The following is a 24,150-nucleotide window of genomic DNA, read 5'->3' on the forward strand; positions in this document are numbered from 1 at the left end:
AGAACCAGTTCTATTGAATTGCTAAAAAAGGCACGCCCATGGTAGACGTGCCTTAATTTATAATGGTATAATGGATTTACCACTTTCTGATCACTTCAATTTGTTGTAACCATACTTGCCTGAGCAGCATAGCTCTTCCTCGATGCGGATGAGCTGGTTGTACTTGGCCATGCGGTCTGTGCGGCTCATGGAGCCAGTCTTGATTTGGCCAGAGTTGGTGGCCACGGCAATGTCGGCAATCGTTGTGTCCTCTGTTTCGCCCGAGCGGTGAGAGGTTACGGTAGTGTATCCGTGGCGATGAGCCATCTCGATAGCGTCCAAAGTCTCTGTCAGCGATCCTATTTGGTTCACCTTGATCAAGATAGAGTTGGCAACGCCCATCTTAATTCCCTTTTCAAGGAATTTCACATTGGTCACGAACAAGTCGTCACCAACGAGCTGGCAGCGGTCGCCTATCTTGGCTGTGAGTTTCTTCCAGTTGTCCCAATCGTTCTCGTCGAGGCCGTCCTCGATAGAGTCGATAGGATATTTGGTGATTAGTTCCTCAAGATAGGCTATTTGCTCGTCGGCTGTGAGCTTCTTGCCGTTCTTGGTATCCTTGGGCATGCCGTCTTTAAGTTGGCGATAATCGTAGAACCATTGTCCGTTTTCTTGTACGGCAAATTCTGATGCGGCGCAGTCCATGGCAATCTTGACGTCCTTGCCCGGCTCATATCCTGCGTCTTTGATAGAGGCCACGATGGTGTCGAGTGCGTCCTCAATACCGTCAAAATTAGGAGCGAAGCCACCTTCGTCGCCTACTGCGGTGGAGAGCCCGCGTTTCTTCAAGTTCTTGGCCAGAGCGTGGAATACCTCCGCGCCCATGCGGATAGCCTCTTTCTCGTTGGGTGCGCCTACAGGGCGAATCATGAACTCTTGGAAAGCGATGGGAGCGTCAGAGTGAGCGCCACCGTTAACAATATTCATCATAGGAACGGGCAAAGTGTAGGTGTTGCAACCACCGATATAGCGGTATAAAGGAAGGTTCAACGCTTTAGCGGCTGTATGAGCGATGGCCAAAGAAACGCCGAGAATGGCGTTTGCGCCCAATTTGCTCTTTGTTGGAGTGCCGTCAAGCTCAAGCATTTTATAGTCAAGTTTGCGTTGCTCCAATACACAGCAACCCTTTAAAGCGGGGGCAATGATGTTGTTCACATTCTCGACAGCTTTAAGAACGCCTTTGCCACCAAAGCGTTTCTTGTCGCCGTCGCGAAGCTCGAGAGCCTCATTCTCACCAGTAGACGCACCTGATGGTACGCTGGCACGACCCATTACGCCGTTTTCAAGCGTTACTTCTACTTCTACCGTGGGATTACCACGAGAGTCGATAATCTCACGAGCATGTACTTTTTCAATTTTCATTGTTATACCTTTTATGTTAGTTAATATAAAAAAAATCTCTTTTTATGTTGATACAAAGATACATTCAAATTTCGAATTGGCCAATTTTTAACTGTTATTATTTCTTGCTTTTTGTAAAATTTTTGATTTAAGTTCATTCTTATGCTATCCGTTGTAATTAGCTTAATGGCAGATGTTATTGGGGATAGAGGATTGTTGCACGAAAATATTGTTAAAATACATAAATCGTTTGGATGGGCAAAGGCCATTGTTTATTTTTGCAATACTATACTGTTAAATATGAAAAGAGCGTTTTTTTGTTTCTTATGCTTGTTTGCCGTTTCCCTGATAACAGATGCCCAACAGGCTTGGTATGATATTAAAAACAATCCCAATTTGGCTGGCAGCAACTATGTGGCTTACCATGGGCCACACAAACGGCTCGCCCCTACCCCTAAAGGATATGAGCCATATTATATCAGCCACTATGGCAGGCATGGCTCACGTTATCTCATAAACACCTCCGACTATGACAAACCTTTTTTTGTCTTGTCACGCGCCGACTCATTGGGCAAGCTGACATTGGCCGGACGGGAGGTGTTACGGAAAGTGGGGTTGATACGAGAGGAGGCTAAACTTCGCGGTGGCGAGCTTACGTCGTTGGGCGTTCAGCAACACCATGCCATAGCCCGCAGAATGATATTACGCTTCCCGACTGTTTTCTCGGGTGACGCCAGCGTAGACGCTCGTTCCACGACCGTCATTCGTTGCATACTCTCCATGGAGAGCGCGTTGCAAGAGTTGGTCGCCCACAACCCACATCTGCGTGTTTGCCATGACGCGAGCCGTCACGACATGTATTATATGAACGACCAAAACAACAAGTATTGCGATCTTCGAGACACTCCGCAAACTCAAGCCATGCTGCGAGCTTTCCAATCCAAACATGTTAATTACAACCATCTCATGCGATATCTTTTCAACGACAGCGCCTATGCCGGTCATATTGATGCCGCTGATATGGGCACGCGATTGTTCAACCTTGCCGCCAATGTGCAGAGCACGGAGCTGCGCCACCAAATTTCATTATGGGATATTTTCACCGACGAGGAGCGATACTACACGTGGCGGTACAACAATGTGGGGTGGTACATTTACAGTGGTCCATGTAAACAAGTGGATGGGGCGGGTATGTACACCCAAGTCAACTTGTTGAAAAATATTATCTTCACGGCCGACAGCTGTTTACTATTGCCACATCCTGGCGTCACGCTTCGCTATGGGCATGAGGTCAACGTGTTGCCGTTGGTGTGCCTGCTCAATCTTAATGGATACGGTGAGACGGTTGACGATTTGGAACAATTGGACATGCGTGGATGGAACAATTATGATATTTTCCCGATGGCTTGTAACGTACAATTTATTTTCTACAAGCCTCAAAAGGGCATGCCTACCGCTGCCAACGCCTTGGTAAAGGTGTTGCTCAACGAAGATGAGTGTACGCTTCCAATACCTACGGATTGCGCGCCTTATTATCATTGGCAAGATGTACGGGCTTATTTTTTAAATAGAATTTCAGGCAAATGAACAATCATTTCATATCCACGATAGCGCTTTTGATTATAGTATGGAGTGTGTCGGGATGCGGCAATTGCTCCGGCAAACTATCACCAGAGGCGGAAAGGTCTATGTATGATTTGTCGAATGGGGCTACATCTACGGAATATGAGAATGAAACAGAGGCTGAACAACCGAAGCAACCGAAACGGTCAAATGATGGTCGAGACCAAGAGACGAGGCTAAGAGATTGTCGGCCAGACAATCGAGACGAGGGTATGGCACGTGTCGAGACTGGCGAAAGTCTTGCTTGGCCTGCTCGGTTGACAAATGTTCCGGAACAGGTTTTACGTCGCAAGGCTTATGTGTTATCTTTCAATACAGAGACATTGCTGCCCAATTGGGTGGCGTGGAAGCTCACGAGCGAGGAGACTGACGGGCCATGGAAACGCAAAAGCGCGAAGTTTCATGAAGATTTTGACATCGACCCTAAGTACCAAGTGTTTCCTTCCGATTATAACCGGTCGGGGTATGACCGAGGTCACATGTGCCCAGCAGGCGACAATAAATGGGACAAGGAAGCCATGCGAGAATGTTTCCTTATGACCAATATTTGTCCACAGCTGCATAGTCTCAATTCTGGCGATTGGAATAGCCTTGAGATACAGTGTCGCGATTGGGCTCGGCAATATGGCGAGATTTATATTGTTTGTGGCCCCATTTTTTTTAAAAAATCCAACAAGAAGATTGGCCGACCACGTCGCGTCACAGTCCCTGTGGGATTTTTCAAAGTCATTCTGTGCATGAAGGGCAGTCCAAAAGCCATTGGCTTTGTTTTCAAAAACGTGCCAGGACATCACGCGCGAAACGAGTATGTGAACACTGTTGACGACGTGGAGCGTATTGTCAATATGGATTTCTTTCCCGCTTTGCCCGACCGTATAGAGAATAGGGTGGAGGCCAAGGCCAATTTGGACGATTGGTAACTTATTCTCGCTTGCACTTGTCAAACCATTTTCCAAGGGCTGCCCTTGGCATTCCGAGTTTCACCAATGCTTCAAGATCCTGTCGCGCTTTACCCAGTTGCCCAAGCCGAATGCGTATGTCGGCTCTTGAGAGCAGATAATCGGTATTGTTGGGCGCAAGCTCTATGGCTTGGGTATAATCGTATTCTGATAGCTCCAACATGCCTTGCTCTTCTTCCATGCCCGCTCGAGCGGCCCAAGCGATGGCCGATTTGGGATATGCGTTCACCAATTGGTTGATACCATCGAGCGCCTCGGTGTAGTGTTTGTCTTTTTGGTTGAGCAACGCCAAGCCCAAAGCCCCCTCAAAATGCCCTGGCACTATTCGCAACAAGTGTTCATAATCCAATCGGGCGAAGCGATACCGATACAGTCGCTCGTTGACATAGGCACGGTAAAAAAGTGCGGCAATGTTGTTGGGTTCTTGCTTCAACACATAGCTGTATTCGTCCAACGCATATTGCCATTGCTCCAACCGTACATTCCAACCGGCTTTTCTCAATCTCAAGTCAACAGAATCGGGATGATAGGCCAGCGCTTCGGTGGCTGCCGTCAAACTGTCGCGCAACGCGCTCTTGTCGTTTTGCGACCACACTGGCAGCGTTTGGCACAAGGCAAACGATAAATAAAATATAATTTTTATTAGTCTCATAACTATTTCCGTGCAGCCCCTTCTCTCACCCTTGGACTTTGCCTTTTGCATAGGAGGGCGAATAGAGGCAAACGTTATATATACTTAGGGGTAAATCCTCGCTTGCTTTTTGCCACTTCTTCCGGCGTGCCTGTGGTAAGAATCTCACCACCCCCGCGACCGCCCACGGGGCCAATGTCAATAATATGGTCAGCCAATCGGATTACATCCAAGTTGTGCTCGATAACTATCACAGTGTTGCCTCTGTCCACAAGTTTCTGCAACACATCCATCAAAACACGTATATCCTCAAAGTGCAACCCAGTGGTGGGCTCGTCAAGGATATAGAGCGTCTTGCCCGTGTCGCGCTTGGCCAACTCGGTGGCCAACTTCACGCGTTGGCTTTCGCCGCCCGATAGCGTTGTGGAGCTTTGCCCGAGCTTGATATATCCCAATCCAACGTCTTGCAGTGTCTTTATCTTTTGCAGAATGTTAGGCACATTCTCAAAAAACTCCACGGCTTGATTGATGGTCATGTCCAACACGTCGGCTATCGATTTGCCTTTGTACCTCACCTCTAAAGTCTCTCTGTTGTATCGTTTGCCATGGCACGCTTCGCATGGCACCAACACGTTAGGCAAGAAATTCATCTCGATGGTTTTGTAACCATTGCCACCGCAAGTCTCGCATCGACCACCTTTCACGTTGAAAGAGAAGCGTCCGGGCTTGTAACCCCTGATCTTCGCTTCGGGCAAGTTTACAAACAAATTCCTGATATCACTGAACACACCTGTGTAAGTGGCAGGATTTGAGCGTGGCGTACGTCCTATCGGACTTTGGTCCACGTCCACCACTTTGTCTATGTTGTCCACACCTGTCACTTTGTCGTATGGCATCGGCTTTTTCAACGATCGGTAAAAATGCTGTGAAAGGATGGGCTGCAATGTCTCGTTGACGAGGGTAGACTTTCCTGATCCTGACACGCCGGTCACCACGACAAGTTTGCCCAAAGGAAATTCCACGTCCACATTTTTCAGGTTATTGCCGCGCGCGCCGAATATCTTGATGGCCTTGCCGTTGCCCTCCCTGCGTTTGGGTGGAATTTCGATAGCGCGCTCTCCGTTGAGATACTGGGCTGTAATGGTATCGGTCTTGAGCATGTTGGCAGGCGTGCCTTGAAACACGACCTCTCCACCTTTGCGACCGGCACGAGGCCCTATGTCTATGATCCAGTCGGCCGCCCGCATCATGTCCTCGTCGTGCTCCACTACGATCACGGTGTTACCCATGTCGCGCAGCTCTTTCAAAGATTTGATAAGTCGATGATTGTCGCGTTGGTGAAGTCCGATGCTTGGCTCGTCGAGGATGTACAGCACGTTGACCAATTGCGAGCCTATCTGTGTGGCCAACCGTATGCGTTGGCTCTCGCCGCCTGACAAGGAGGCCGCCTGGCGGTTCAGAGAAATATAGTCGAGTCCCACCTCCAACAAGAAATTGACACGCGCGCGCAACTCTTTCACGATTTCGTGCGCGATCACTTGTTGCTGCTTGTCCAAGTGTTCCTCCACGTGCTCCAGCCAATCTTTCAGTTCTGATATGTCGAGATTTGACACCTCCGATATATTTTGTCCCCACATTTTGTAAGACAGTGCCTCGCGTTTCAGTCTCATGCCCTTGCACTCCGGACACTCGGCGTTGGCCAAGAACTGTGTGGCCCATTTGCGTCCCGCCTTTGAGTCGTCCGCCTCCATGACTGTGCGCAAGTATTTTATCACCCCGTCAAAGGGTACGAAGTAGTCTGTTGAGGTATGCACCACGTTCTTGTCTATGCGCACATCCTCGAGCGTTCCATCCATGATCTCGCTTACAGCGTCTTGTGGTATGTCTTTGAAAGGCGTCTTGAGCGTGCATTCATATTTTTTAAGTATTGCCTCTATCTGCCAGAATATCATCTGGTTTTTGTATTTTCCAAGTGGCACTATAGCTCCCTCCCTGATGCTAAGGCTTTTGTCTGGTATCACTTTTTTCATGTCGACGACGCTCACATAGCCCAAACCTTTGCATCGAGGGCATGCCCCCTCGGGTGAGTTGAACGAGAATATATTGGGCGCTGGTTCGCCATAAGACAGTCCTGTCACGGGGTCCATCAACCGTTTGGAGAAGTTGCGCGCCTCGCCCGTCGCCTTGTCCATAATCATGACAACGCCGTCTCCTTGTTTCATGGCCACTTGCACGCTGCGTTTGAGCCGCTCGTCATCCTTGCCACTCACTTTCAGCTTGTCCACCACCACCTCTATATTGTGGTTTTTATAGCGATCCACCTTCATGCCTCGGACAATCTCTTTCATCTCGCCGTCCACGCGCATGTAAAGGTATCCTTTGCGGCGCATGCTGTCGAAGAGCTCCCGATAGTGGCCCTTGCGCTGCCTTACAAGTGGCGCAAGTATGTAGATGGCGTGCCCGTCATAGTCTGTGAGTATCATGTGGAGGATCTTTTCCTCAGTGTATTTTACCATCTTCTCACCACTCAGATAGCTATACGCCGTGCCGGCGCGCGCATAGAGCAGGCGCAAATAGTCGTATATCTCGGTCGTGGTGCCCACCGTGGAGCGTGGGTTCTTGTTGGTGGTCTTCTGCTCTATACTGATCACGGGGCTTAAACCGGTTATCTTGTCAACATCGGGGCGCTCCATGTTGCCAAGGAAATTGCGTGCGTAAGCGGAGAAAGTCTCAATATACCGACGTTGTCCCTCGGCGAAAATTGTGTCGAAAGCCAACGAGGACTTGCCCGACCCTGACAGGCCGGTAATGACGGTGAGCGAAACGCGCGGAATGTTTACGTCTATATTTTTAAGGTTGTGCACCCTCGCTCCATACACGTCTATCCACGATCCATTCATAGAAGGTTCGCGTGTTGGCGTTGGCGTGTGGGCAACGCTGTCATTGTCGTTGACCTTTTCTATCTGTTGGCGTGTGAATTTTGGGGTCTCGTCGTTGTCCTGAGTGTTTGTGTTTCGGATCATTTCCAATGTAATGGTTGTTGCTTGGGTAAAGTGATAAAATGTGGTGGCAAGCCATCGTGGCTCCGCTTAGAGAAGAATGTACCGTGTCATGGCAGCTCGCTGCCGCCTGTGCCCTCTGTGTATCCTCTTAGCAGATTTACGTCTCGTTTTATGTTGTACGTTCGCCCATCGGCGCCTTTGGCCCTGACTAACACGTAGTAAACACCTTGACTTACGTTCTTGCCTTTGTACTTGCCATCCCATCCACCCGCAGGATCATCCCATGAATATATTTTTTGCCCCCAACGGTTGAAGATGGTGGCCTTAAACTCGATCAAACTCTGGTAGCCGGCCTTAGCCTTGTAAACGTCGTTAATGCCGTCGCCATTGGGCGAGAAAGCGTTTGGCATTTCCAGTTTGCTCTCATATATTGATACACTGATGGGTGTACCCTCCGATGTCCAGTATTGGTTGGTGTAGGCCACGCTGTCTGTTCCCTGCGTGAAAGTGGCCCACAACTCTACGAGGTGAGTGCCTGCCTCTACAAAATTGAGCGTCGTGTTTGGCTCGTATCTTATGAGATAGCAATGATCTCGATCACCCTCTTTGTAAAAGTGCCATTCGTAATGGGCCGTCCATCCCTCCGTGTGCTCAGCGTTGGCCATAAAAGTGACGTTGAGTGGAGCCGACGCGGCGATGGTCGTAGTGGTCTGCTCGTTACCCTCGGCATCGGTATAGGTGCCGGTAGGCGATATGGTGGGCGATGTGTTTTGCGCTGTCAGTGACGTGGCAAAGACTGCCATAAGCGCGAGTAGTGCGTGTTTTCTGATTTCCATGTTGTATAGGTGGTATTTGCAAGCAAGCCTTGGCATAGCTCGCGTCTTGTCTCGATAGGCAAGGTAGAGGAAAGCCAGTGGGCGTGGTAAGCCGCACGACTAAGCGTGTTTGCGTTTTGCTACAAGTACAATGCGAAAGATGACAAAGCGTCACCCACTATGTTTGTGTTAGTCTCCGCAGTGGTGTCTCGTGAGAACCGTAGGCGGACTTTAATATGCAAAGTTAGCTATTTTAGATAAGAAACGCGGTATGTGTCAAGTTAAAAGATTTTTAAAAGCATGAGAGGGTTGTGCATGTACTCTGTCAAGACCGTATGGCCATCGTTATATGATTATAATTTCTAACCCCTATTTGTCTCTCGGTCTATGTGAAAAAATATATTGAAAAATTTTGATAAAATGGCGTTTGTACATCGTTTATTTGCAAACGAGATAACATGTGGGCGTAAATATGCCAAATATGAGCGATTTTTGTAAGTCTCAGAAACGCAGCGTGTTATGCAAAATACACCTTGGTGAACTGTAAAATGCGTTGCGGATAGTTTGTCTTTAGACCTTATTCGGGTGTGGATTGATGCCTAAACACGAACCGTTTAGGTATTTGTCGCGATGCGAATAATGCCTTTACGTGGTGCCAATAAATACTAATCGGCGCAACGACACGTGGTGTGGGGCCTTGCGATGTGCCCATGGGCATACAAAATAGATGCTTTTCTTTGCTAAACGCATGGTTAGCCGTTCTATTTCTGTATAATAAAACGTTGTGTTTTTTGTAATAAATATTTTACAAAAAGTGATGATGGTTATCGCGCTTGAAATATTTCGAATGTCTTGATAGTGAGATATCAATAGTCGCTTTTGCTTTTTTCGTATTTGATAAAGCCCCAAATACCAGCAATAATCATAATGGTTGGTAAGAGCAACACGTTGTGGTTGGTGAGCCCAAAAGCGAATAGCAACGCTAAAAAAAGAACCCCTATATATACAAGAGGAAGCCCCAAGTAGAACCTATTCTTTTTAATTCCACTCACAATAACATGGTATAATTTAGCCGCGATATTCATAACGGCAGCAAAATTACGAAAAAAACACGCTTTTATACGTCCAATTTATGTTAAATAGCAAAAAAACAGTGGTTGTCAGCTTGTTGTGTAGGAAAAAAATATTACCTTTGCACACGCATTTTGCAAATTAACATTTTAATTCATTACAAACAGTAATATGAATCATTACGAAACCGTTTTCATTTTGACTCCCGTTTTGTCTGATGAACAGATGAAGGAAACGGTCGCTAAATTCAAGAAACTGCTCACCGACAATGGTGCTGAGATTTTGAACGAAGAGGCCTGGGGATTGAAGAAGATGGCTTACGCTATTGAGAAAAAATCAACAGGTTTCTATTGCCTGTTGGAGTTCAAAGCTGAGCCAACAGTAGTAGATGTTCTCGAAACAGGCTATCGCCGCGACGAGAAAGTTATTCGTTTTATGACCGTGAAGCTCGACAAGTATTCGTCAGCGTATGCTGAGAAACGTCGCGCTAAATGGGCAGCAAAAAAGGAGGCATAATTATGGCAGAGCAGAAAAAATCAGAAATTCGTTATTTGAACGCTCCTTCTATTGATACAAAGAAGAAGAAATATTGCCGTTTCAAGAAGAGTGGCATTAAGTATATAGATTATAAGGATGCTGAATTCTTGAAGAAATTTTTGAACGAGCAGGGAAAAATTCTTCCCCGTCGCATTACAGGCACATCATTGAAATATCAGCGTCGCGTGGCCCAGGCCGTTAAACGTGCTCGCCAGATAGCCCTGCTTCCTTATGTAACCGATTTGATGAAGTAAAAAAGGAGGGTAGAAATGGAACTTATATTGAAAGAAGACATCATCGGTCTTGGATACAAGAACGATATCGTGAACGTTAAAAACGGCTATGGTCGTAACTACCTCATCCCTACGGGCAAGGCTGTTATAGCCTCTAAGAGTGCCAAGAAAGTGCTTGCCGAAAACTTGAAACAGCAGGCTGGGAAACTTGCCGCTCAAAAAGCTGAGGCTGAGAAGCGCGCCGAGGCCCTCAAGGACGTGGCTCTGGAGATAAGTGCTAAGGTGGCCGCAACGGGTCATCTATATGGCTCTGTAACCGCTGCCACTGTAGCAGAGGAGCTTGCCAAGAAGGGCATAGAGATTGATCGTAAGATTATCACCATGCGCGATGCTCGCAAAGTGGGCGACTATGAGGCCGTGGTACACTTCCACAAGGAGGTTGAGGTAAAGGTGCCTGTTAAGGTAGTGGCAGAGAATAAGCCAGAACCTGTTGCCAAAAAAGAGGAAAAACCAGTAGAGGCTAATGCTGATGAAGCACAAGCTGACACGGAGGAGAGTACCAAACTGGCAGCAGAGGAGACAACGGAAACAGAGACAGAGGCTCCTGCAGCAGAATAATTAAGACCTATACTTTAAGTACTGTAAAACAAGTATATGTAATGATCCCAATCACTTTATTGAAGTGATTGGGATTTTGCGTCTTCAAGAATGGGCTTTTTTCTTTATCGTTTTGCCTAAGGTCGGTTTAAAAGGTTTGATGGCTCGATATTAATTAATACATAGCACGTTGCGTCAATGTATATTTTTTTGTATCTTTGCAGGCATAAAATCAATTTTAGACTATTTGTAATATGAAAGCATTTGTATTTCCCGGACAGGGCTCACAGTTTGTAGGAATGGGTAAAGAACTCTATGAGAGTTCGGCTCTCGCCAAGGAATTGTTTGATAAAGCCAACGAAATTCTTGGATTTAATATCACCGACACCATGTTCGCCGGAACGGACGAACAGTTGAAAGAAACCCGCGTCACTCAACCTGCAGTTTTCTTGCACAGTGTGATTTCCGCTTTGTGCATGGGCGACAAGATGGAAGCCTCGATGATGGCAGGACACTCGCTGGGTGAGTTTTCGGCGCTTGTTGTGGCGGGAGCGCTTAGCTTTGAAGATGGCCTTCGGTTGGTGGCCGCGCGCGCCAATGCTATGCAGAAGGCTTGCGAGGCTAATCCGGGCATGATGGCCGCTATTATTGGATTGCCTGACGAAAAAGTAGAAGAGGTTTGCCAAGAGGTGAGCGATGGTGGCAAGACAGTTGTGCCGGCAAACTATAACTGCCCCGGACAGCTGGTTATCTCTGGCGAAAACGAGGGTATCATGGAAGCGTGCGACAAGCTGAAGACTGCTGGCGCTAAACGCGCGCTGCCGCTTAAGGTTGGCGGAGCGTTTCACTCACCACTGATGCAGCCTGCCAAAGATGAGCTTCAGGCCGCCATAGAGCGCACGACTTTCTCCGATCCTCAATGCCCCGTGTACCAAAACGTGGACGGGAAAGCCCATGAAGATGCCGCTGATATTAAACGTAATTTGATAGCCCAACTTACAAGTCCGGTGCGCTGGACGTTGAGCGTGCAAAACATGATAGCCGCGGGCGCGGACGATTTTACTGAGTGTGGCCCCGGCAAGGCGTTGCAAGGAATGATAGGGCGTATTGATAGGGATGTGAATGCCCACGGCATGGCCTAACCTTATTATTATATATAAGGGAGATTGCCAAGTATATTGTTTAGTGGCAATCTCTCTTTTTTTTCAAAAGAAACGTCTCGGGCACTGATTTAATGGACAAGAAAGTAATAATTTATCAAGTTCTTCCTCGGTTGTTTGGAAACGCCAACCCTCGCCGTAAGCATAGTGGAACACTCAAAGAAAACGGAGTGGGAAAGTTGAGCGACTTGGATGATACTCGGCTGAAAAGTGTGCGTGACATGGGATTTACGCATATTTGGTACACCGGCGTCATTCGTCATGCCACTGCTACAGACTATACCGGTTTTGGAATACCATGCCAACACGCATCCGTCGTGAAGGGATTGGCCGGTTCTCCATACGCTATCACAGATTATTATGATGTGGATCCAGACTTGGCGGATAATGTAAGTCATAGAATGGAAGAGTTTGAAAGTTTGGTAAAACGTACCCATAGGCTGGGCATGAAGGTAATCATAGACTTTGTGCCCAATCATGTAGCAAGGGAATACCAATCCATTGGGCATCCTGAAGGAGTGGACGACTTGGGAGAGAAGGATGATACGACCAAGCATTTCTTTGCTCAAAACAATTTCTATTATTGTCCTGGACAAACATTTCTCCCACCGGTGTCGCCACGGGAAGGAGAGGAGCCCTATATCGAACGCCCTGCCAAATGTACGGGAAATGACCGATTTGACAACAGGCCAACCGTCAATGACTGGTACGAGACGGTCAAACTAAACTATGGTGTGGACTATTGTGATGCCGGAGGCCGTAGCGAGCATTTTTCCCCATTGCCTGACACATGGCGGAAGATGGAGGACATCTTGCTTTTTTGGGCAACTAAAGGTGTGGATGGCTTTCGCTGTGACATGGCGGAAATGGTACCAATGGCATTTTGGAAATATGCCATCGAAGCCGTAAAAAGTCGCTATCCTAAAATCATTTTCATAGGAGAGGTGTATGATGCCAACCAATATCGAGCCTTTGTTCATGTGGGATTTGACTATCTTTATGACAAAGTGGGCATGTATGATTGCGTTAGGGACATTATATGCGATAGACGATCGGCAAGCTCTATCACCCGCTATTGGCAAAATGTGGACGATATAAAAGACCACATGCTCTATTTCTTGGAGAACCATGACGAGCAACGCATAGCGAGTGAATATTTTTGTGGCGACGCTTTCAAAGCCATTCCGGCTTTTATCGTCATGGCTACGCTCTCAAAAGGCGCCTTGATGGTTTATGCAGGGCAGGAACTTGGGGAGGAAGGAATGGATTCGGAGGGATTTTCTGGCAAAGACGGACGTACTACCATCTTTGATTATTGGCATATAGAAAAGCTGTACCACGGGTATTTCGATACGTCGCGTTTAGAAGAGGAATCAAGGCTTTTGCGGCGAGAATATCAGCAAATATTGCGGATAGCAAGAACCGAGCAAGCTGTGGCGAGGGGAGATTTTTTTGACCTGATGTACGTGAATCTACATTCGCCCAATTTGAATCCTCGATATCACTACGCCTTTATGCGCAAACATGAGAAAGATGTTATACTGGTTGTTGTTAATTTCTCGGACGAACAAAGCAAAGTTGGGATTACAATTCCCGCGCACGCTTTTGAGGTTTTGGGATTGAAAGAGGGCGCTTTTAAAGCGATTGATTTGTTGGCAGGAGACACTGTTGAAGTGAACTTGCAAAAGGACGGGATGATTAACATGGACGTTAAACCACATTGTGGAAGAATAATTAAATTCTGTATTTAAATGGAAGACTGCACATATTTGTCTAACATGGATGGTCATGACGATTTTCCACCTGCGCGGACGGCTGAGTATCTGCTCAACCAAGTGATGGTATCTCTGTTTGGTTGTGAATGTTCGAGTAATTCACAAATTGAGCGTAAGAAGAGCAATATGAGTTTTGTCCTTAATCGTAAACCAGATAAGAAGGAGGAAAAAAATATTGAGCTACGGATGAATGAGCTTATTTCCGCGGATATGCCGGTCACCTACGTGTATATTGATCGTAAAGAATTGCACGAAACAGAGTATTTTGAAAGGTTGTCTAAAGAAAACGCTGATACTTTCAAATGTGTAAAAATTGGTGACCTTGACGCATGCCTCGCCATAGGAAAATACGTTCGTTCTACCGGGCAAATTGGTAGATTTGAAATTCTTGGAACCAATTGGAACCAATCAAAAATGACTTATCGTATTCGTTTCAAGGTTATTCCTTGAGATATCCTCGATAGAATTTTTGATTTCAAATATAATAATGCGCCATCTTTCTCACTCACACATTCTTTCTTGTCTACTTCGACGTGTCTCGTTTCGTCGGTTTGTGTATTATATCCTATTAATTCAGCCAATGTCATTCGACGGTCAAAATTTTGACTTGACTGGTCGACATATTTAAGAATGGCAATGGTTTATGCCTGTTTTCTACTTTATTAATTGGAGTCTTCGCCAAATAAATTGAGGTGTGAGGCGCCAAATGGCAACGGCAATTCGCCATTTCCAATCTATCACCCTGACGTGCATGCCATGGCTCACGGCTGCCATCATCTCGTCAACCACCTCGTCAATGGTCATGGTCATTGGAAAATGTGAGCCACGTATAAGGTCTGTGTCTACAAAACCGGGTCGGATATCCGTGAACTTAATATTCAGTTTGCGCGCGTAAGAGAGTTGTTCCAACGCTTGGATATAATTGTTTTGGAAAGCCTTGGTGGCACTGTAGCTTGGCACCAACGCTAAGCCACGCGTGCCAGCTACACTTGATATCACCGCAATGTGCCCACCATCATGACTTGCCATCCACCTGAAGACTTCGCCTACCATTCGCGTGAAGCCCACGGCGTTGGTCTGAACGGTGTTTAACTCAATCGTCGGGTCAAGTTGCATGTTTTTCTTTCCAATGCCCGACACATGAAAATATAGGTCCACGCCACCTATTTTCTCAATCAAGGACCGCATCTCGCTGGCTGCGTTTTCGCTTGTCACATCAATACATGCCGCGATGGGAGCACTCTTTCCTTGTACTTGTATGGTTTGTAATGCATCCATTCGACGTGCAGCCACGGCTACCGTCCATCCTTCTCGAAGCAGTCTGATGGCGACTTCGCGTCCCAAGCCAGAACTGGCACCCATTACTATTGCTTTTCGTTTCATGTTACAAAAATAAGCAATTCCCACAAGAAAAACAAGCAAAATGCACGTAACTTTCAAAAAAATACTGTATATTTGCATCAAATATCAACTTTTAAAAACGATATTACCAAGCAGATGAAAGACTTTGTTAAGTATGTGGGCGCGACCGTTGTTGGCCTATTTGTTTTTGGTATCATTCTCACGGCATTGGGAATGATGAGTTTGGTGGGCATTGTTGCTTCGACAGAAGCCACCCAAAAAGTAAAAGATAATACGGTTTTGGTGTTGGATCTTAATGGCGTCATGGAGGAGCAGGGCGACGAAAACTTCAAAACCATGTTGGTGGGAACTAACGCTATGGGCATGCGAGAGACTCTCTCTGCCATAAAAAAGGCCAAAGACAACAAGTGTGTTAAAGGAATCTTTCTTAATGCGGGTTTTTTGCAAGCTGACATGGCGCAGCTGGAGGAATTGCGCGCCGCGCTTGCTGATTTCAAGAAAACTGGCAAATGGATAGTGGCCTATGGAGAGGTGTATTCTCAGCAATGCTATTATTTATGCTCGGTGGCAAACAAAATCTACATGAATCCACAGGGTACCATAGATTGGCGTGGCATTGGTGGGCAGTTGGCTTTTGTTAAAGACGCATATTCCAAGATTGGCATTAAGATGATACCTGTGAAATGTGGAAAATATAAGAGTGCTACGGAGATATACACCGAAGACCGCATGAGTAAACCCAGTCGTGAGCAAGCGGAACGATATATTAATGGCTGGTGGCAGACGATGTGTCAAGCTGTAAGCCAAAGTCGTGGTATCAGCGTAAAAGCACTCGGAGAATATGCTGACCGTCTCATCTCTTTTGATGACCCTAAAAATATGGTGAAATACAAACTTGTTGATGGTTTGCTTTATAATGACCAAGTGAAAGATGTCGTAAAGAAGATGTTGAAGATAGACATGGATGACGATGTCAACCAAATCTCGGTCAATGCGATGATGAATGTGTCGGATAAATCCGAGGGAGATGAGATAGCTGTATATTATGCTTACGGTGAAATCATTGACGATAGGGCGCCGCAAAACGTTTTCAAGGGACAGCAATGTATCGTGGGTAAAGATGTGTGTAGAGATTTGGCAGCACTTGCCGATGATGATGATGTGAAGGCAGTGGTGCTCAGAGTGAACACCGGCGGTGGATCTGCTTATGCCTCTGAGCAGATATGGCATCAAGTGGAGCAGCTCAAAGCTAAAAAGCCTGTGGTTGTTTCGATGAGTGGTGCCGCTGCCTCTGGAGGTTATTATATCAGCTGCGGAGCCAATTACATCTATGCGGAACCTACTACCATTACTGGCAGCATTGGCATATTTGGGATAATACCGGATTTCTCTGAGCTGATGACGCAAAAGATTGGTATAAAATATGACGAGGTGAAAACCAATCGTAACAGTACCTTTGGTGGTTTCAAACCCATCACTGGCGAACAGTTAGGTCTCTTGCAAACCTATCTGGATCGTGGATACATGTTGTTTAAAAGTCGTGTGGCAAAAGGTAGGCACATGTCGATGGACAAAGTGGAGGCCAACGCCCAAGGACATGTGTTTCTGGGTAGTGACGCCATCAAGTTGGGATTGGTAGATGGCTTGGGAGGCTTGGACAAAGCTGTGGCCAAGGCTGCGCAGTTGGCTAAGGTGGAAAATTATTACACGGCAGACTATCCCGCCCCAGCCAGCATAATAGATCAGTTTATGGATGTCGCAGAGACAAAGGGAGACAACTTGCTCAATGACAAAATAAAAAGCACGTTGGGTATATTCTATGAGCCATTCATGCTCATGCAAACGGCAGAGGCTCAGAGTGAGTTACAGGCCCGGATGCCTTTCTTTATCAAGCTGAATTAACAGGTAGGGTGTTCATAAAATTTATGGTTATCGTATTTGTGCCTGTTGCTCTGTTGAATTTTTACCTTGAAACGTGAATGACGTCTGTAACATGACAGATGAAAATCGTTAGAGTGACGAAGAAAAGCTATGAAGATAAAGGCAAAGTGAAAAAAGGGAAAGATAAACTTTAGGTTTAATTTTGATCATCTTTTTAAAAGCACTGCATATCAAACATGCGCACAGAGGGCGATCTTATCAAAATTAACGATTGGCTGTTGCCACTGAGCTGGCTTTACGGCATAGGCGTAGGTGTGCGAAACTATCTTTTTGAGATAGGTGTTCTCAAACAACGATCGTTCGATATCCCAGTAATCTCCGTAGGAAATATAACGGTAGGTGGCTCGGGCAAGACGCCCCATGTGGAATATATAGTGAGATTGCTTAGGGATATTGCAAAGGTTGGCGTATTATCGCGTGGCTATAAACGAAAAAGCCATGGATATGTTTTGGCCCATGAAGATACGCCCTTAAATGACATTGGCGACGAACCATGGCAAATGAAGCAGAAGTTTGATGACATATACATGGCTGTGGACAGGAGTCGTTGCAACGGTATCAACCGGCTGATGACAGATCCAGAGACCAATGATGTGGATGTCATCGTGCTTGACGATGCCTACCAACATAGGTATGTGAATCCGGGTATTAACATTTTATTGGTGGATTATCATCGACTTATCATTTATGACAAATTGTTACCGGCTGGTCGCCTGCGCGAACCTATGAAAGGAAAGAATAGGGCGGACATGGTTATCGTGACCAAATGCCCCAAAGATTTAAAGCCAATGGAGTTTAGGGTGCTAACTAAGGCTATGAATCTTTTCCCTTACCAAGATTTGTTTTTTACGTGTGTTGACTATGATTGGCCGCGACCTGTTTTTGTGGATTGTGCTGAGCCTGTCAATGTAAACAAACAAAAACCTTTGGCTTTTCTATCTAAAAAAAATGTATTGCAAGTCTCTGGCATCGCTTCCCCGGAACAGATGGAGAATGACTTGCGTGCCAAATGTCGCACTATCACATCGTTGAAATTTGGCGATCATCATTCTTTCACGCCGAAAGATATCGATTTGATTAACGTGACATTTGATAATTTGCCCTCACCTAAATTGGTTATTACAACAGAAAAAGACGCCTCGCGATTGATTAATACGGATGGACTTTCGCCAGAAGTGAAAGCGCATATATATGCACTTCCGATTAAAGTGAAGTTCTTGCAAGGACAAGAAGAGGCTTTTAACACTAAAATAATAAGCTATGTACGCAAAAATTCAAGAAACAGCATCCTGGTTAAGACAAAGGATGAGAACAAACCCCAAGACCGCAATCATTCTGGGGACAGGTTTAGGACAATTAGCTTCAGAGATAACTGACACCTATGAGTTTTCTTACAAAGACATACCCAACTTCCCCGTGTCTACCGTTGAGGGACATGATGGTAAGCTAATTTTTGGCAAATTGGGTGGAAAAGATATCATGGCCATGAAAGGACGTTTCCACTTTTATGAGGGATACTCCATGAAAGAGGTAACATTTCCTGAGCGTGTCATGCATGAGCTTGGTATTGAGACGCTCTTCGTAAGCAATGCGGCTGGTGGTATGAACCCAAATTTTAGCATTGGCGACTTGATGGTCATTACTGATCATATCAACTTCTTTCCAGAGCATCCATTGCATGGGCCTAATCTTCCCACTGGCCCGAGATTTCCGGATATGCACCAACCTTACGACAAGAAATTAGTAGAATTGGCAGATGGTATTGCTAAAGAGAAAGGCATTAAGTTGCAACATGGTGTATACGTGGGTGTTCAGGGGCCTACGTTTGAGACGCCAGCTGAATACCGCATGTTCCATATTCTTGGTGGCGATGCCATTGGTATGTCTACTGTGCCAGAGGTTATTGTGGCGCGCCACACTGGTATAAAAGTGTTTGGAGTAAGTATAATCACCGATTTGGGAGGCTTCGACGTCCCCGTGGAAGTTAGTCATGAAGAAGTGCAAGAAGCGGCCAATGCCGCTCAGCCTAAAATGACGGAGATTATGCGTGAGATGATCAGCCGGTCATAGCTGATATAAACATAGACAGAGTAATGTAATTACGGATAGTGACATGCTTCCGAAATATTATTTTTCCCATGTCTTGTTCATATTTTCACTTCATTCTTTCACTTATTTTTTTCAATGGAAATATCAAAACTCGGTGAGTTTGGGCTTATTGACCATATCACCAAAGACATTACCTTAAAAAACAAGTCTTCTGTTTATGGTGTTGGAGATGATTGCGCTGTAATGCACTATCCTGATACAGAGGTTCTTGTCACGACAGATATGCTCATGGAGGGTGTTCATTTTGACCTCACTTATATTACCATGCAGGAGTTAGGGTACAAAGCTGCTGTTGAAAATATTTCGGATGTTTTCGCCATGAATGGCACACCACGACAGATGACGGTCTCATTGGCCGTAGGCAAACGATTTAAGGTAGAGGATATCGAAGATTTTTACAGGGGACTTAAAGGGGCTTGTGATAAATGGAACGTAGATATTGTGGGGGGCGACACTACATCCTCGTTTACAGGGTTGGCGATCAGCATCACCTGCGTGGGTGAAGCTCGAAAGTGCGACATAGTCTACCGGCACGGCGCAAAAGAGTCTGATCTTATTTGTGTTACAGGCGACCTTGGCGCTGCTTATATGGGTTTGCAACTCCTGGAGCGGGAGAAAGCCGTCTATTATCACCAAGTTGATGACTTGAACAAAAAAATTCGCAAGGCCAAACAAGAAGGGAACGATGCGTTGGTGAAGCATCTGCAAGAACAGGGTGCACAATTAGCGAGTTTTCAGCCTGATTTTGCCGGTAAGGAATATTTGTTGCAACGGCAGCTTAAGCCCGAGGCTCGGGGAGATATCATTAATCTCCTACGAGAGCATAACATACAGCCAACGGCCATGATGGACATATCGGATGGGTTAAGCTCTGAACTTATACACATCTGCAAGCAGAGCCATTGTGGTTGTCGTGTTTATGAAAAAAACATCCCTATAGACTATCAAACGGCTGTGATGGCAGAGGAATTGAACATGAACGTTATCACGGCGGCCATGAATGGCGGTGAGGATTATGAACTCTTGTTCACATGTTCTATAGGCGATCATAACAAGTTGAACGAATTGGAGGAGCATGGTATCAAACAAATAGGTTATATCACAAAAGAGGCTTTGGGAACACGCCTTGTTTCGAGAGATGGGGAAGAGTTTGATATTACGGCTCAAGGGTGGAACCCTTTGCAATAGATATCCATACTAAAGGTTGTCATTTGAATTGTGTCATACACTATAATAACAAATTTATAATTTCTTAGTTATGTACAGCGCGATATAATTTGTACAATGACACCAAAGAGTACACAAAGATATTGGCAGCCGCAGAAGAGCATTTCGAGTCTGGTAAGCCATTGTTTGGCAAAGCCGTGGCTTTCCATCAAGTATTAGCGGACTTCCCCAAAGCCGCTAAGGGGTGTGAGATAGAGAGCCATCATGTCATGACCAAACCTGTAAGCGGCAATCGCCTAATGGTAGATGTGTAAGCAACTCCAAAGGGAATTTGTGGATTTGCTGAACTGTTCTTTTCAACAAACCATGTCCATCTGTTAGATCATCTACGCCACCAATACCGTGGATGGTTACCACCGCCAAGTTCGTAAAATCATAAAGACCAATGGCGTCTTTCCGACAGACACTGAGCTTTGCAAGCTTGCCTGTCTTGCCTATCGCAATATCCGCGAGAAAAGGACCATGCCGACAGCACACTTGGGGTAGATGTTGTAGCAATCAGCCATAATGCATAGAGAAAGATTCGAGACAATGTAACTTTGCGTTGCGGCGACTTCCTCATCGTCGAGACGCGATAAAAAACCGTGTCTCGACAAACGAGGTTAAGACATAACAGAAAAACGACTTGACACAGTTGAGTTGGCCAACCTATGAGAAATGGCAAAACGTATGCTGACGAGTGGAATAGTTAATTAGCATAACTTCTGTCTAATAAGACTAAAGTCACAATAAAGTATATGCCCAAACAATAAAAAACTGCAATATGGGGATTTGTTATCATAGGGCTTGCAATTCGCTACGGACTGGGGCGAAAAGTGTTTGGCATGTTTTTTGCAAACTATCGGGTGGATAAAGAATAAATTATATACGTATGAAAACTGGTAATATTGGGGTTACGACAGAGAATATTTTCCCCGTTATCAAAAAGTTTCTCTATTCAGACCATGAGATTTTTTTGAGGGAGATGGTGGCCAACGCGGTCGATGCCACCCAAAAACTTAACACGCTCGCTCAAAAAGGTGACTTTAAAGGAGAAAAAGGCGATATCACGATACACGTAATTTTGGACCCAAAGGCAAAGACACTGACTTTTAGGGACCGTGGCATTGGTATGACCGCTGACGAAATAGACAAGTATATCAACCAGATAGCATTCTCCGGCGTTACTGATTTTCTTGACAAATACAAGGATGAGGCTAACGCGATTATAGGTCATTTTGGATTGGGTTTCTACTCCTGCTTTATGGTTTCCGACCGCGTGGATATCATCACCAAGAGTTATCAAGCGGGAGCCAAAGCCGTGAAATGGAGCTGCGACGGCTCGCCTTCGTACACCATTGAAGACGCTGACAAGGCCGATCGTGGCACGGATATTGTGCTGCATGTCGCCGACGATTGCAAAGAGTTTCTCGAAAAAAGTCGCATAGAGCAATTGCTTAACAAGTATTGTAAGTTCATGGCTGTGCCAGTGGCGTTTGGCAAGAAAACCGAGTGGAAAGATGGCAAGCAGGTTGAAACCGAAGAGGACAACATTATAAACAACGTTGAGCCACTGTGGACCAAGACGCCGGCCACGCTCAAGGACGAAGATTACAAGGAGTTCTATCGCACGCTCTATCCCATGCAAGACGAGCCGTTGTTCTGGATACATCTTAATGTGGACTTTCCGTTCCATCTCACAGGCATTCTTTATTTCCCACGGGTGCAGAATACCATTGAGTTGCAGCGCAACAAGATACAGCTCTATTGCAACCAAGTGTTCGTAACTGACCAAGTTGAGAATATAGTGCCAGATTTCTTAACCTTGCTTCATGGAGTTATCGATTCTCCTGACATTCCGTTGAACGTCAGCCGGAGCTATTTGCAGAGCGATGCCAACGTGAAAAAAATATCCACATATATCACCAAGAAAGTGGCCGACCGCCTGCAACAAATATTCAAGGCCGACCGCAAGGACTTCGAGTCTAAATGGAATGACTTGAAATTGTTCATCCATTATGGCATGCTGTCGCAAGAAGACTTTTACGATCGCGCCAAAGATTTCGCGTTGTTTAAAGACGTTGATGGCAATTTCTTCACTTATGACGACTACAAAACGCTTATTAAGAGTGAGCAGACCGACAAGAATGGCGATTTGATCTACCTGTACGCCACCAATAAGGACGAACAGTATACATATATCTCCAATGCCAAAAACAAGGGATACAACGTGTTGTTGTTTGATGGCCAGCTTGAAGTTCCTATGATCAACCTATTGGAGCAAAAATTTGAGAAGTCGCGTTTCAGTAGAGTTGACGGAGACATCATAGACCGCCTCATCGTGAAAGAAGACGCCAACAAGACAAAAATAGAGCAAGCGGATCGTGACAATTTGTCAGAGTTGTTCCGCTCTCAAATGCCAAAGATAGACAAAGCCAATTTCAACGTAGAGGTGGAGTCGCTTGGAGAGAATGCCTCGCCAGTAATTATCACGCAGAGCGAGTACATGCGTCGTATGAAAGAGATGAGCCAATTTCAGCCTGGCATGAGTTTCTATGGCCAGATGCCCGACAGCTACACAGTGGTGTTAAATGCCGACCACCACTTGGTGAAAAATGTGTTGGACAATGCCAATAAGACCACAGCCGACAGTTTGAAACCTGTTGATAGTGAGCTGAAAGGCTTAGAGGCTCGTCTTGCGGCACTTCGCCAAAGTCAAGACAAGAAAAAACCGGAGGAAATATCGCAAGAGGAGAAAGACGATGTGCAGAAGACGGAGAAAGCCGTCAATGAGCAGCGAGACAAACGCAACGGGATACTCGCGGATTATGCCAAGGGCAATGGTATCGTGCATCAGTTGATAGATTTGGCCCTTTTGCAAAACGGTATGCTTAAGGGCGAGGCGTTAGACAAATTCTTAAAACGCAGCGTAGAACTTATCAAATAGTTAGGCGCTCATTGCAATAAAGGGGAGATGCAATGTATGTCATGTCGCTTACGGCGCGCGATGTCTCTTGCGGCATCTCCTCTTTTTTTTATAATATGGCGATATTGCCATTTGTGGCGATAACAGTAGCCAGAAAACATAGAAGATAGCATGAAAAAAAAGGATAGGTATCAACAGGTGTTGGCTTATTTCAAGGAGCACAAACCCATAGTGGGAACAGAGCTACAGTTTGGTTCTGCGTTCCAATTGTTATGTGCCACGTTGCTGTCCGCGCAATGCACCGACAAGCGAATTAACGAGGTTACACCTGCGTTGTTTCGTCGTTACCCCACATCTGGAGAGATGGCTCAAGCGGAGCCTGAAGACATTTATGAGTATATCCGTTCGGTGAGCTATCCCAATGCCAAGTCAAGGCATCTTGTTGAAATGGCCCGCATGATAGAGTCAGACTATGATGGCGTGCTACCCTCCGATCCGAAAGAGTTGGTCAAGTTGCCCGGTGTAGGTCGAAAGACGGCCAACGTGTTAATGGCCGTGTGGTTTGGCAAGGCTGCCATGGCGGTCGATACACATGTATTTCGTGTGGCTCATCGTTTGGGCTTGGTACCCAAGACGGCCAATACACCGTTGAAAGTGGAGCTATGCCTCATGCGTGACATTCCTCGCGAGGATATTCCCAACGCTCATCATTGGCTGTTGCTGCACGGACGCTACGTTTGTCAAAGCGCGAAGCCTAAATGCGAAGTATGCCCGTTTGATGCGTTTTGCCCCAAACGGCTGGAAGGAAGTAAACTACAATAAA

General features: G+C 45.9%; 18 protein-coding genes and 2 pseudogenes. 15 read left to right on the forward strand and 5 right to left on the reverse strand.

Going from position 1 to position 24,150, the window contains the following annotated elements; all coding sequences use genetic code 11:
• Positions 1–90: 90 nt before the first annotated feature.
• Entirely contained in the window at positions 91–1,401 is a 1,311-nt protein-coding gene (gene eno, locus C7379_RS06090; RefSeq protein ID WP_116616479.1) for a phosphopyruvate hydratase, read from the reverse strand.
• A gap of 279 nt (positions 1,402–1,680) precedes the next feature.
• Here eno and C7379_RS06095 point away from each other — a divergent pair, with 279 nt between their 5' ends.
• A complete protein-coding gene (locus tag C7379_RS06095) occupies positions 1,681–2,967 on the forward strand; it encodes a histidine-type phosphatase (protein WP_116616480.1) in 1,287 nt (428 codons plus the stop codon).
• Positions 2,964–3,923, forward strand: a complete 960-nt coding sequence (locus C7379_RS06100; RefSeq protein WP_243406728.1) for a DNA/RNA non-specific endonuclease — start codon at positions 2,964–2,966, stop codon at positions 3,921–3,923. The genes C7379_RS06095 and C7379_RS06100 overlap by 4 nt, the downstream gene beginning before the upstream one ends.
• Before the next feature lies 1 nt (position 3,924).
• Here the strand turns inward: C7379_RS06100 and C7379_RS06105 are convergent, their stop codons facing one another.
• The 3 genes from C7379_RS06105 to C7379_RS06115 all read right to left on the reverse strand — a co-directional run bounded on the left by C7379_RS06105 (position 3,925) and on the right by C7379_RS06115 (position 8,431).
• Positions 3,925–4,614 (reverse strand): tetratricopeptide repeat protein, encoded by a 690-nt coding sequence (locus C7379_RS06105; protein WP_116616504.1) that lies wholly within the window; start codon positions 4,612–4,614, stop codon positions 3,925–3,927.
• Between the two features lie 74 nt (positions 4,615–4,688).
• Positions 4,689–7,493 (reverse strand): excinuclease ABC subunit UvrA, encoded by a 2,805-nt coding sequence (gene uvrA, locus C7379_RS06110; protein WP_116616505.1) that lies wholly within the window; start codon positions 7,491–7,493, stop codon positions 4,689–4,691.
• Positions 7,494–7,702: 209 nt separating this feature from the next.
• Positions 7,703–8,431, reverse strand: a complete 729-nt coding sequence (locus C7379_RS06115; protein WP_116616481.1) for a T9SS type B sorting domain-containing protein — start codon at positions 8,429–8,431, stop codon at positions 7,703–7,705.
• 1,221 nt (positions 8,432–9,652) lie between these two features.
• Here C7379_RS06115 and rpsF point away from each other — a divergent pair.
• The 5 genes and pseudogenes from rpsF to C7379_RS06145 all read left to right on the forward strand — a co-directional run bounded on the left by rpsF (position 9,653) and on the right by C7379_RS06145 (position 14,233).
• Positions 9,653–9,997, forward strand: a complete 345-nt coding sequence (gene rpsF, locus C7379_RS06125) for a 30S ribosomal protein S6 (RefSeq protein ID WP_036892713.1) — start codon at positions 9,653–9,655, stop codon at positions 9,995–9,997.
• A gap of 2 nt (positions 9,998–9,999) precedes the next feature.
• Positions 10,000–10,272 carry a 30S ribosomal protein S18 gene (gene rpsR / locus C7379_RS06130; RefSeq protein WP_116616506.1) on the forward strand — a complete coding sequence of 91 codons (273 nt, stop codon included), beginning with the start codon at positions 10,000–10,002 and terminating at the stop codon, positions 10,270–10,272.
• A gap of 15 nt (positions 10,273–10,287) precedes the next feature.
• Positions 10,288–10,869 (forward strand): 50S ribosomal protein L9, encoded by a 582-nt coding sequence (rplI, locus tag C7379_RS06135; RefSeq protein WP_116616483.1) that lies wholly within the window; start codon positions 10,288–10,290, stop codon positions 10,867–10,869.
• Positions 10,870–11,102: 233 nt separating this feature from the next.
• The gene (fabD, locus tag C7379_RS06140; RefSeq protein WP_116616484.1) at positions 11,103–11,990 is read left to right on the forward strand and encodes an ACP S-malonyltransferase; all 888 of its coding nucleotides are present in this window, start codon (positions 11,103–11,105) and stop codon (positions 11,988–11,990) included.
• A 92-nt stretch (positions 11,991–12,082) separates the two neighbouring features.
• Positions 12,083–14,233 (forward strand): annotated as a pseudogene (locus tag C7379_RS06145) (alpha-amylase family glycosyl hydrolase).
• A 204-nt stretch (positions 14,234–14,437) separates the two neighbouring features.
• Here the strand turns inward: C7379_RS06145 and C7379_RS06155 are convergent.
• Positions 14,438–15,166: an SDR family NAD(P)-dependent oxidoreductase gene (locus C7379_RS06155; protein WP_116616508.1), complete on the reverse strand. Its 729-nt coding sequence runs from the start codon at positions 15,164–15,166 to the stop codon at positions 14,438–14,440.
• A 114-nt stretch (positions 15,167–15,280) separates the two neighbouring features.
• Between C7379_RS06155 and sppA the strand changes: the two genes are divergently transcribed.
• From sppA to nth, 8 genes and pseudogenes are all read left to right on the forward strand, one after another.
• Positions 15,281–17,047 (forward strand): signal peptide peptidase SppA, encoded by a 1,767-nt coding sequence (sppA, locus tag C7379_RS06160; RefSeq protein WP_116616486.1) that lies wholly within the window; start codon positions 15,281–15,283, stop codon positions 17,045–17,047.
• Between the two features lie 215 nt (positions 17,048–17,262).
• Positions 17,263–18,462 carry a tetraacyldisaccharide 4'-kinase gene (gene lpxK / locus C7379_RS06165; protein ID WP_116616487.1) on the forward strand — a complete coding sequence of 400 codons (1,200 nt, stop codon included), beginning with the start codon at positions 17,263–17,265 and terminating at the stop codon, positions 18,460–18,462.
• Positions 18,347–19,156, forward strand: coding sequence for a purine-nucleoside phosphorylase (locus C7379_RS06170; protein ID WP_116616488.1), 810 nt, complete (start codon positions 18,347–18,349; stop codon positions 19,154–19,156). The genes lpxK and C7379_RS06170 overlap by 116 nt, the downstream gene beginning before the upstream one ends.
• 114 nt (positions 19,157–19,270) lie before the next feature.
• Positions 19,271–20,383, forward strand: coding sequence for a thiamine-phosphate kinase (gene thiL, locus C7379_RS06175; protein ID WP_116616489.1), 1,113 nt, complete (start codon positions 19,271–19,273; stop codon positions 20,381–20,383).
• Positions 20,384–20,472: 89 nt separating this feature from the next.
• Entirely contained in the window at positions 20,473–20,676 is a 204-nt protein-coding gene (locus C7379_RS06180; protein WP_116616490.1) for a hypothetical protein, read from the forward strand.
• Positions 20,677–20,743: 67 nt separating this feature from the next.
• Positions 20,744–20,908: pseudogene (locus tag C7379_RS13205) on the forward strand (IS256 family transposase); the annotation flags it as partial.
• A gap of 385 nt (positions 20,909–21,293) precedes the next feature.
• Positions 21,294–23,348: a molecular chaperone HtpG gene (htpG, locus tag C7379_RS06185; protein ID WP_116616491.1), complete on the forward strand. Its 2,055-nt coding sequence runs from the start codon at positions 21,294–21,296 to the stop codon at positions 23,346–23,348.
• 150 nt (positions 23,349–23,498) lie between these two features.
• Positions 23,499–24,149, forward strand: a complete 651-nt coding sequence (gene nth / locus C7379_RS06190; protein ID WP_116616492.1) for an endonuclease III — start codon at positions 23,499–23,501, stop codon at positions 24,147–24,149.
• The last annotated feature ends 1 nt before the right edge of the window (position 24,150 follow it).

The sequence above is a fragment of the Hallella colorans genome (genome assembly GCF_003096815.1).
In the GTDB taxonomy this organism is placed as follows: Bacteria; Bacteroidota; Bacteroidia; order Bacteroidales; family Bacteroidaceae; genus Prevotella; species Prevotella colorans.

Excerpts from the sequence above, each read along its gene's own strand:
- thiL (WP_116616489.1), top strand. The coding sequence starts at position 19,271 with ATGGAAATATCAAAACTCGGTGAGTTTGGGCTTATTGACCATATCACC.
- rpsR (WP_116616506.1), top strand. The coding sequence starts at position 10,000 with ATGGCAGAGCAGAAAAAATCAGAAATTCGTTATTTGAACGCTCCTTCT.
- eno (WP_116616479.1), bottom strand. The coding sequence starts at position 1,401 with ATGAAAATTGAAAAAGTACATGCTCGTGAGATTATCGACTCTCGTGGT.
- uvrA (WP_116616505.1), bottom strand. The coding sequence starts at position 7,493 with ATGAATGGATCGTGGATAGACGTGTATGGAGCGAGGGTGCACAACCTT.
- rpsF (WP_036892713.1), top strand. The coding sequence starts at position 9,653 with ATGAATCATTACGAAACCGTTTTCATTTTGACTCCCGTTTTGTCTGAT.
- C7379_RS06100 (WP_243406728.1), top strand. The coding sequence starts at position 2,964 with ATGAACAATCATTTCATATCCACGATAGCGCTTTTGATTATAGTATGG.
- C7379_RS06115 (WP_116616481.1), bottom strand. The coding sequence starts at position 8,431 with ATGGAAATCAGAAAACACGCACTACTCGCGCTTATGGCAGTCTTTGCC.
- sppA (WP_116616486.1), top strand. The coding sequence starts at position 15,281 with ATGAAAGACTTTGTTAAGTATGTGGGCGCGACCGTTGTTGGCCTATTT.
- rplI (WP_116616483.1), top strand. The coding sequence starts at position 10,288 with ATGGAACTTATATTGAAAGAAGACATCATCGGTCTTGGATACAAGAAC.
- htpG (WP_116616491.1), top strand. The coding sequence starts at position 21,294 with ATGAAAACTGGTAATATTGGGGTTACGACAGAGAATATTTTCCCCGTT.
- C7379_RS06155 (WP_116616508.1), bottom strand. The coding sequence starts at position 15,166 with ATGAAACGAAAAGCAATAGTAATGGGTGCCAGTTCTGGCTTGGGACGC.
- C7379_RS06170 (WP_116616488.1), top strand. The coding sequence starts at position 18,347 with ATGTACGCAAAAATTCAAGAAACAGCATCCTGGTTAAGACAAAGGATG.
- C7379_RS06105 (WP_116616504.1), bottom strand. The coding sequence starts at position 4,614 with ATGAGACTAATAAAAATTATATTTTATTTATCGTTTGCCTTGTGCCAA.
- fabD (WP_116616484.1), top strand. The coding sequence starts at position 11,103 with ATGAAAGCATTTGTATTTCCCGGACAGGGCTCACAGTTTGTAGGAATG.
- C7379_RS06095 (WP_116616480.1), top strand. The coding sequence starts at position 1,681 with ATGAAAAGAGCGTTTTTTTGTTTCTTATGCTTGTTTGCCGTTTCCCTG.
- lpxK (WP_116616487.1), top strand. The coding sequence starts at position 17,263 with ATGCGCACAGAGGGCGATCTTATCAAAATTAACGATTGGCTGTTGCCA.
- nth (WP_116616492.1), top strand. The coding sequence starts at position 23,499 with ATGAAAAAAAAGGATAGGTATCAACAGGTGTTGGCTTATTTCAAGGAG.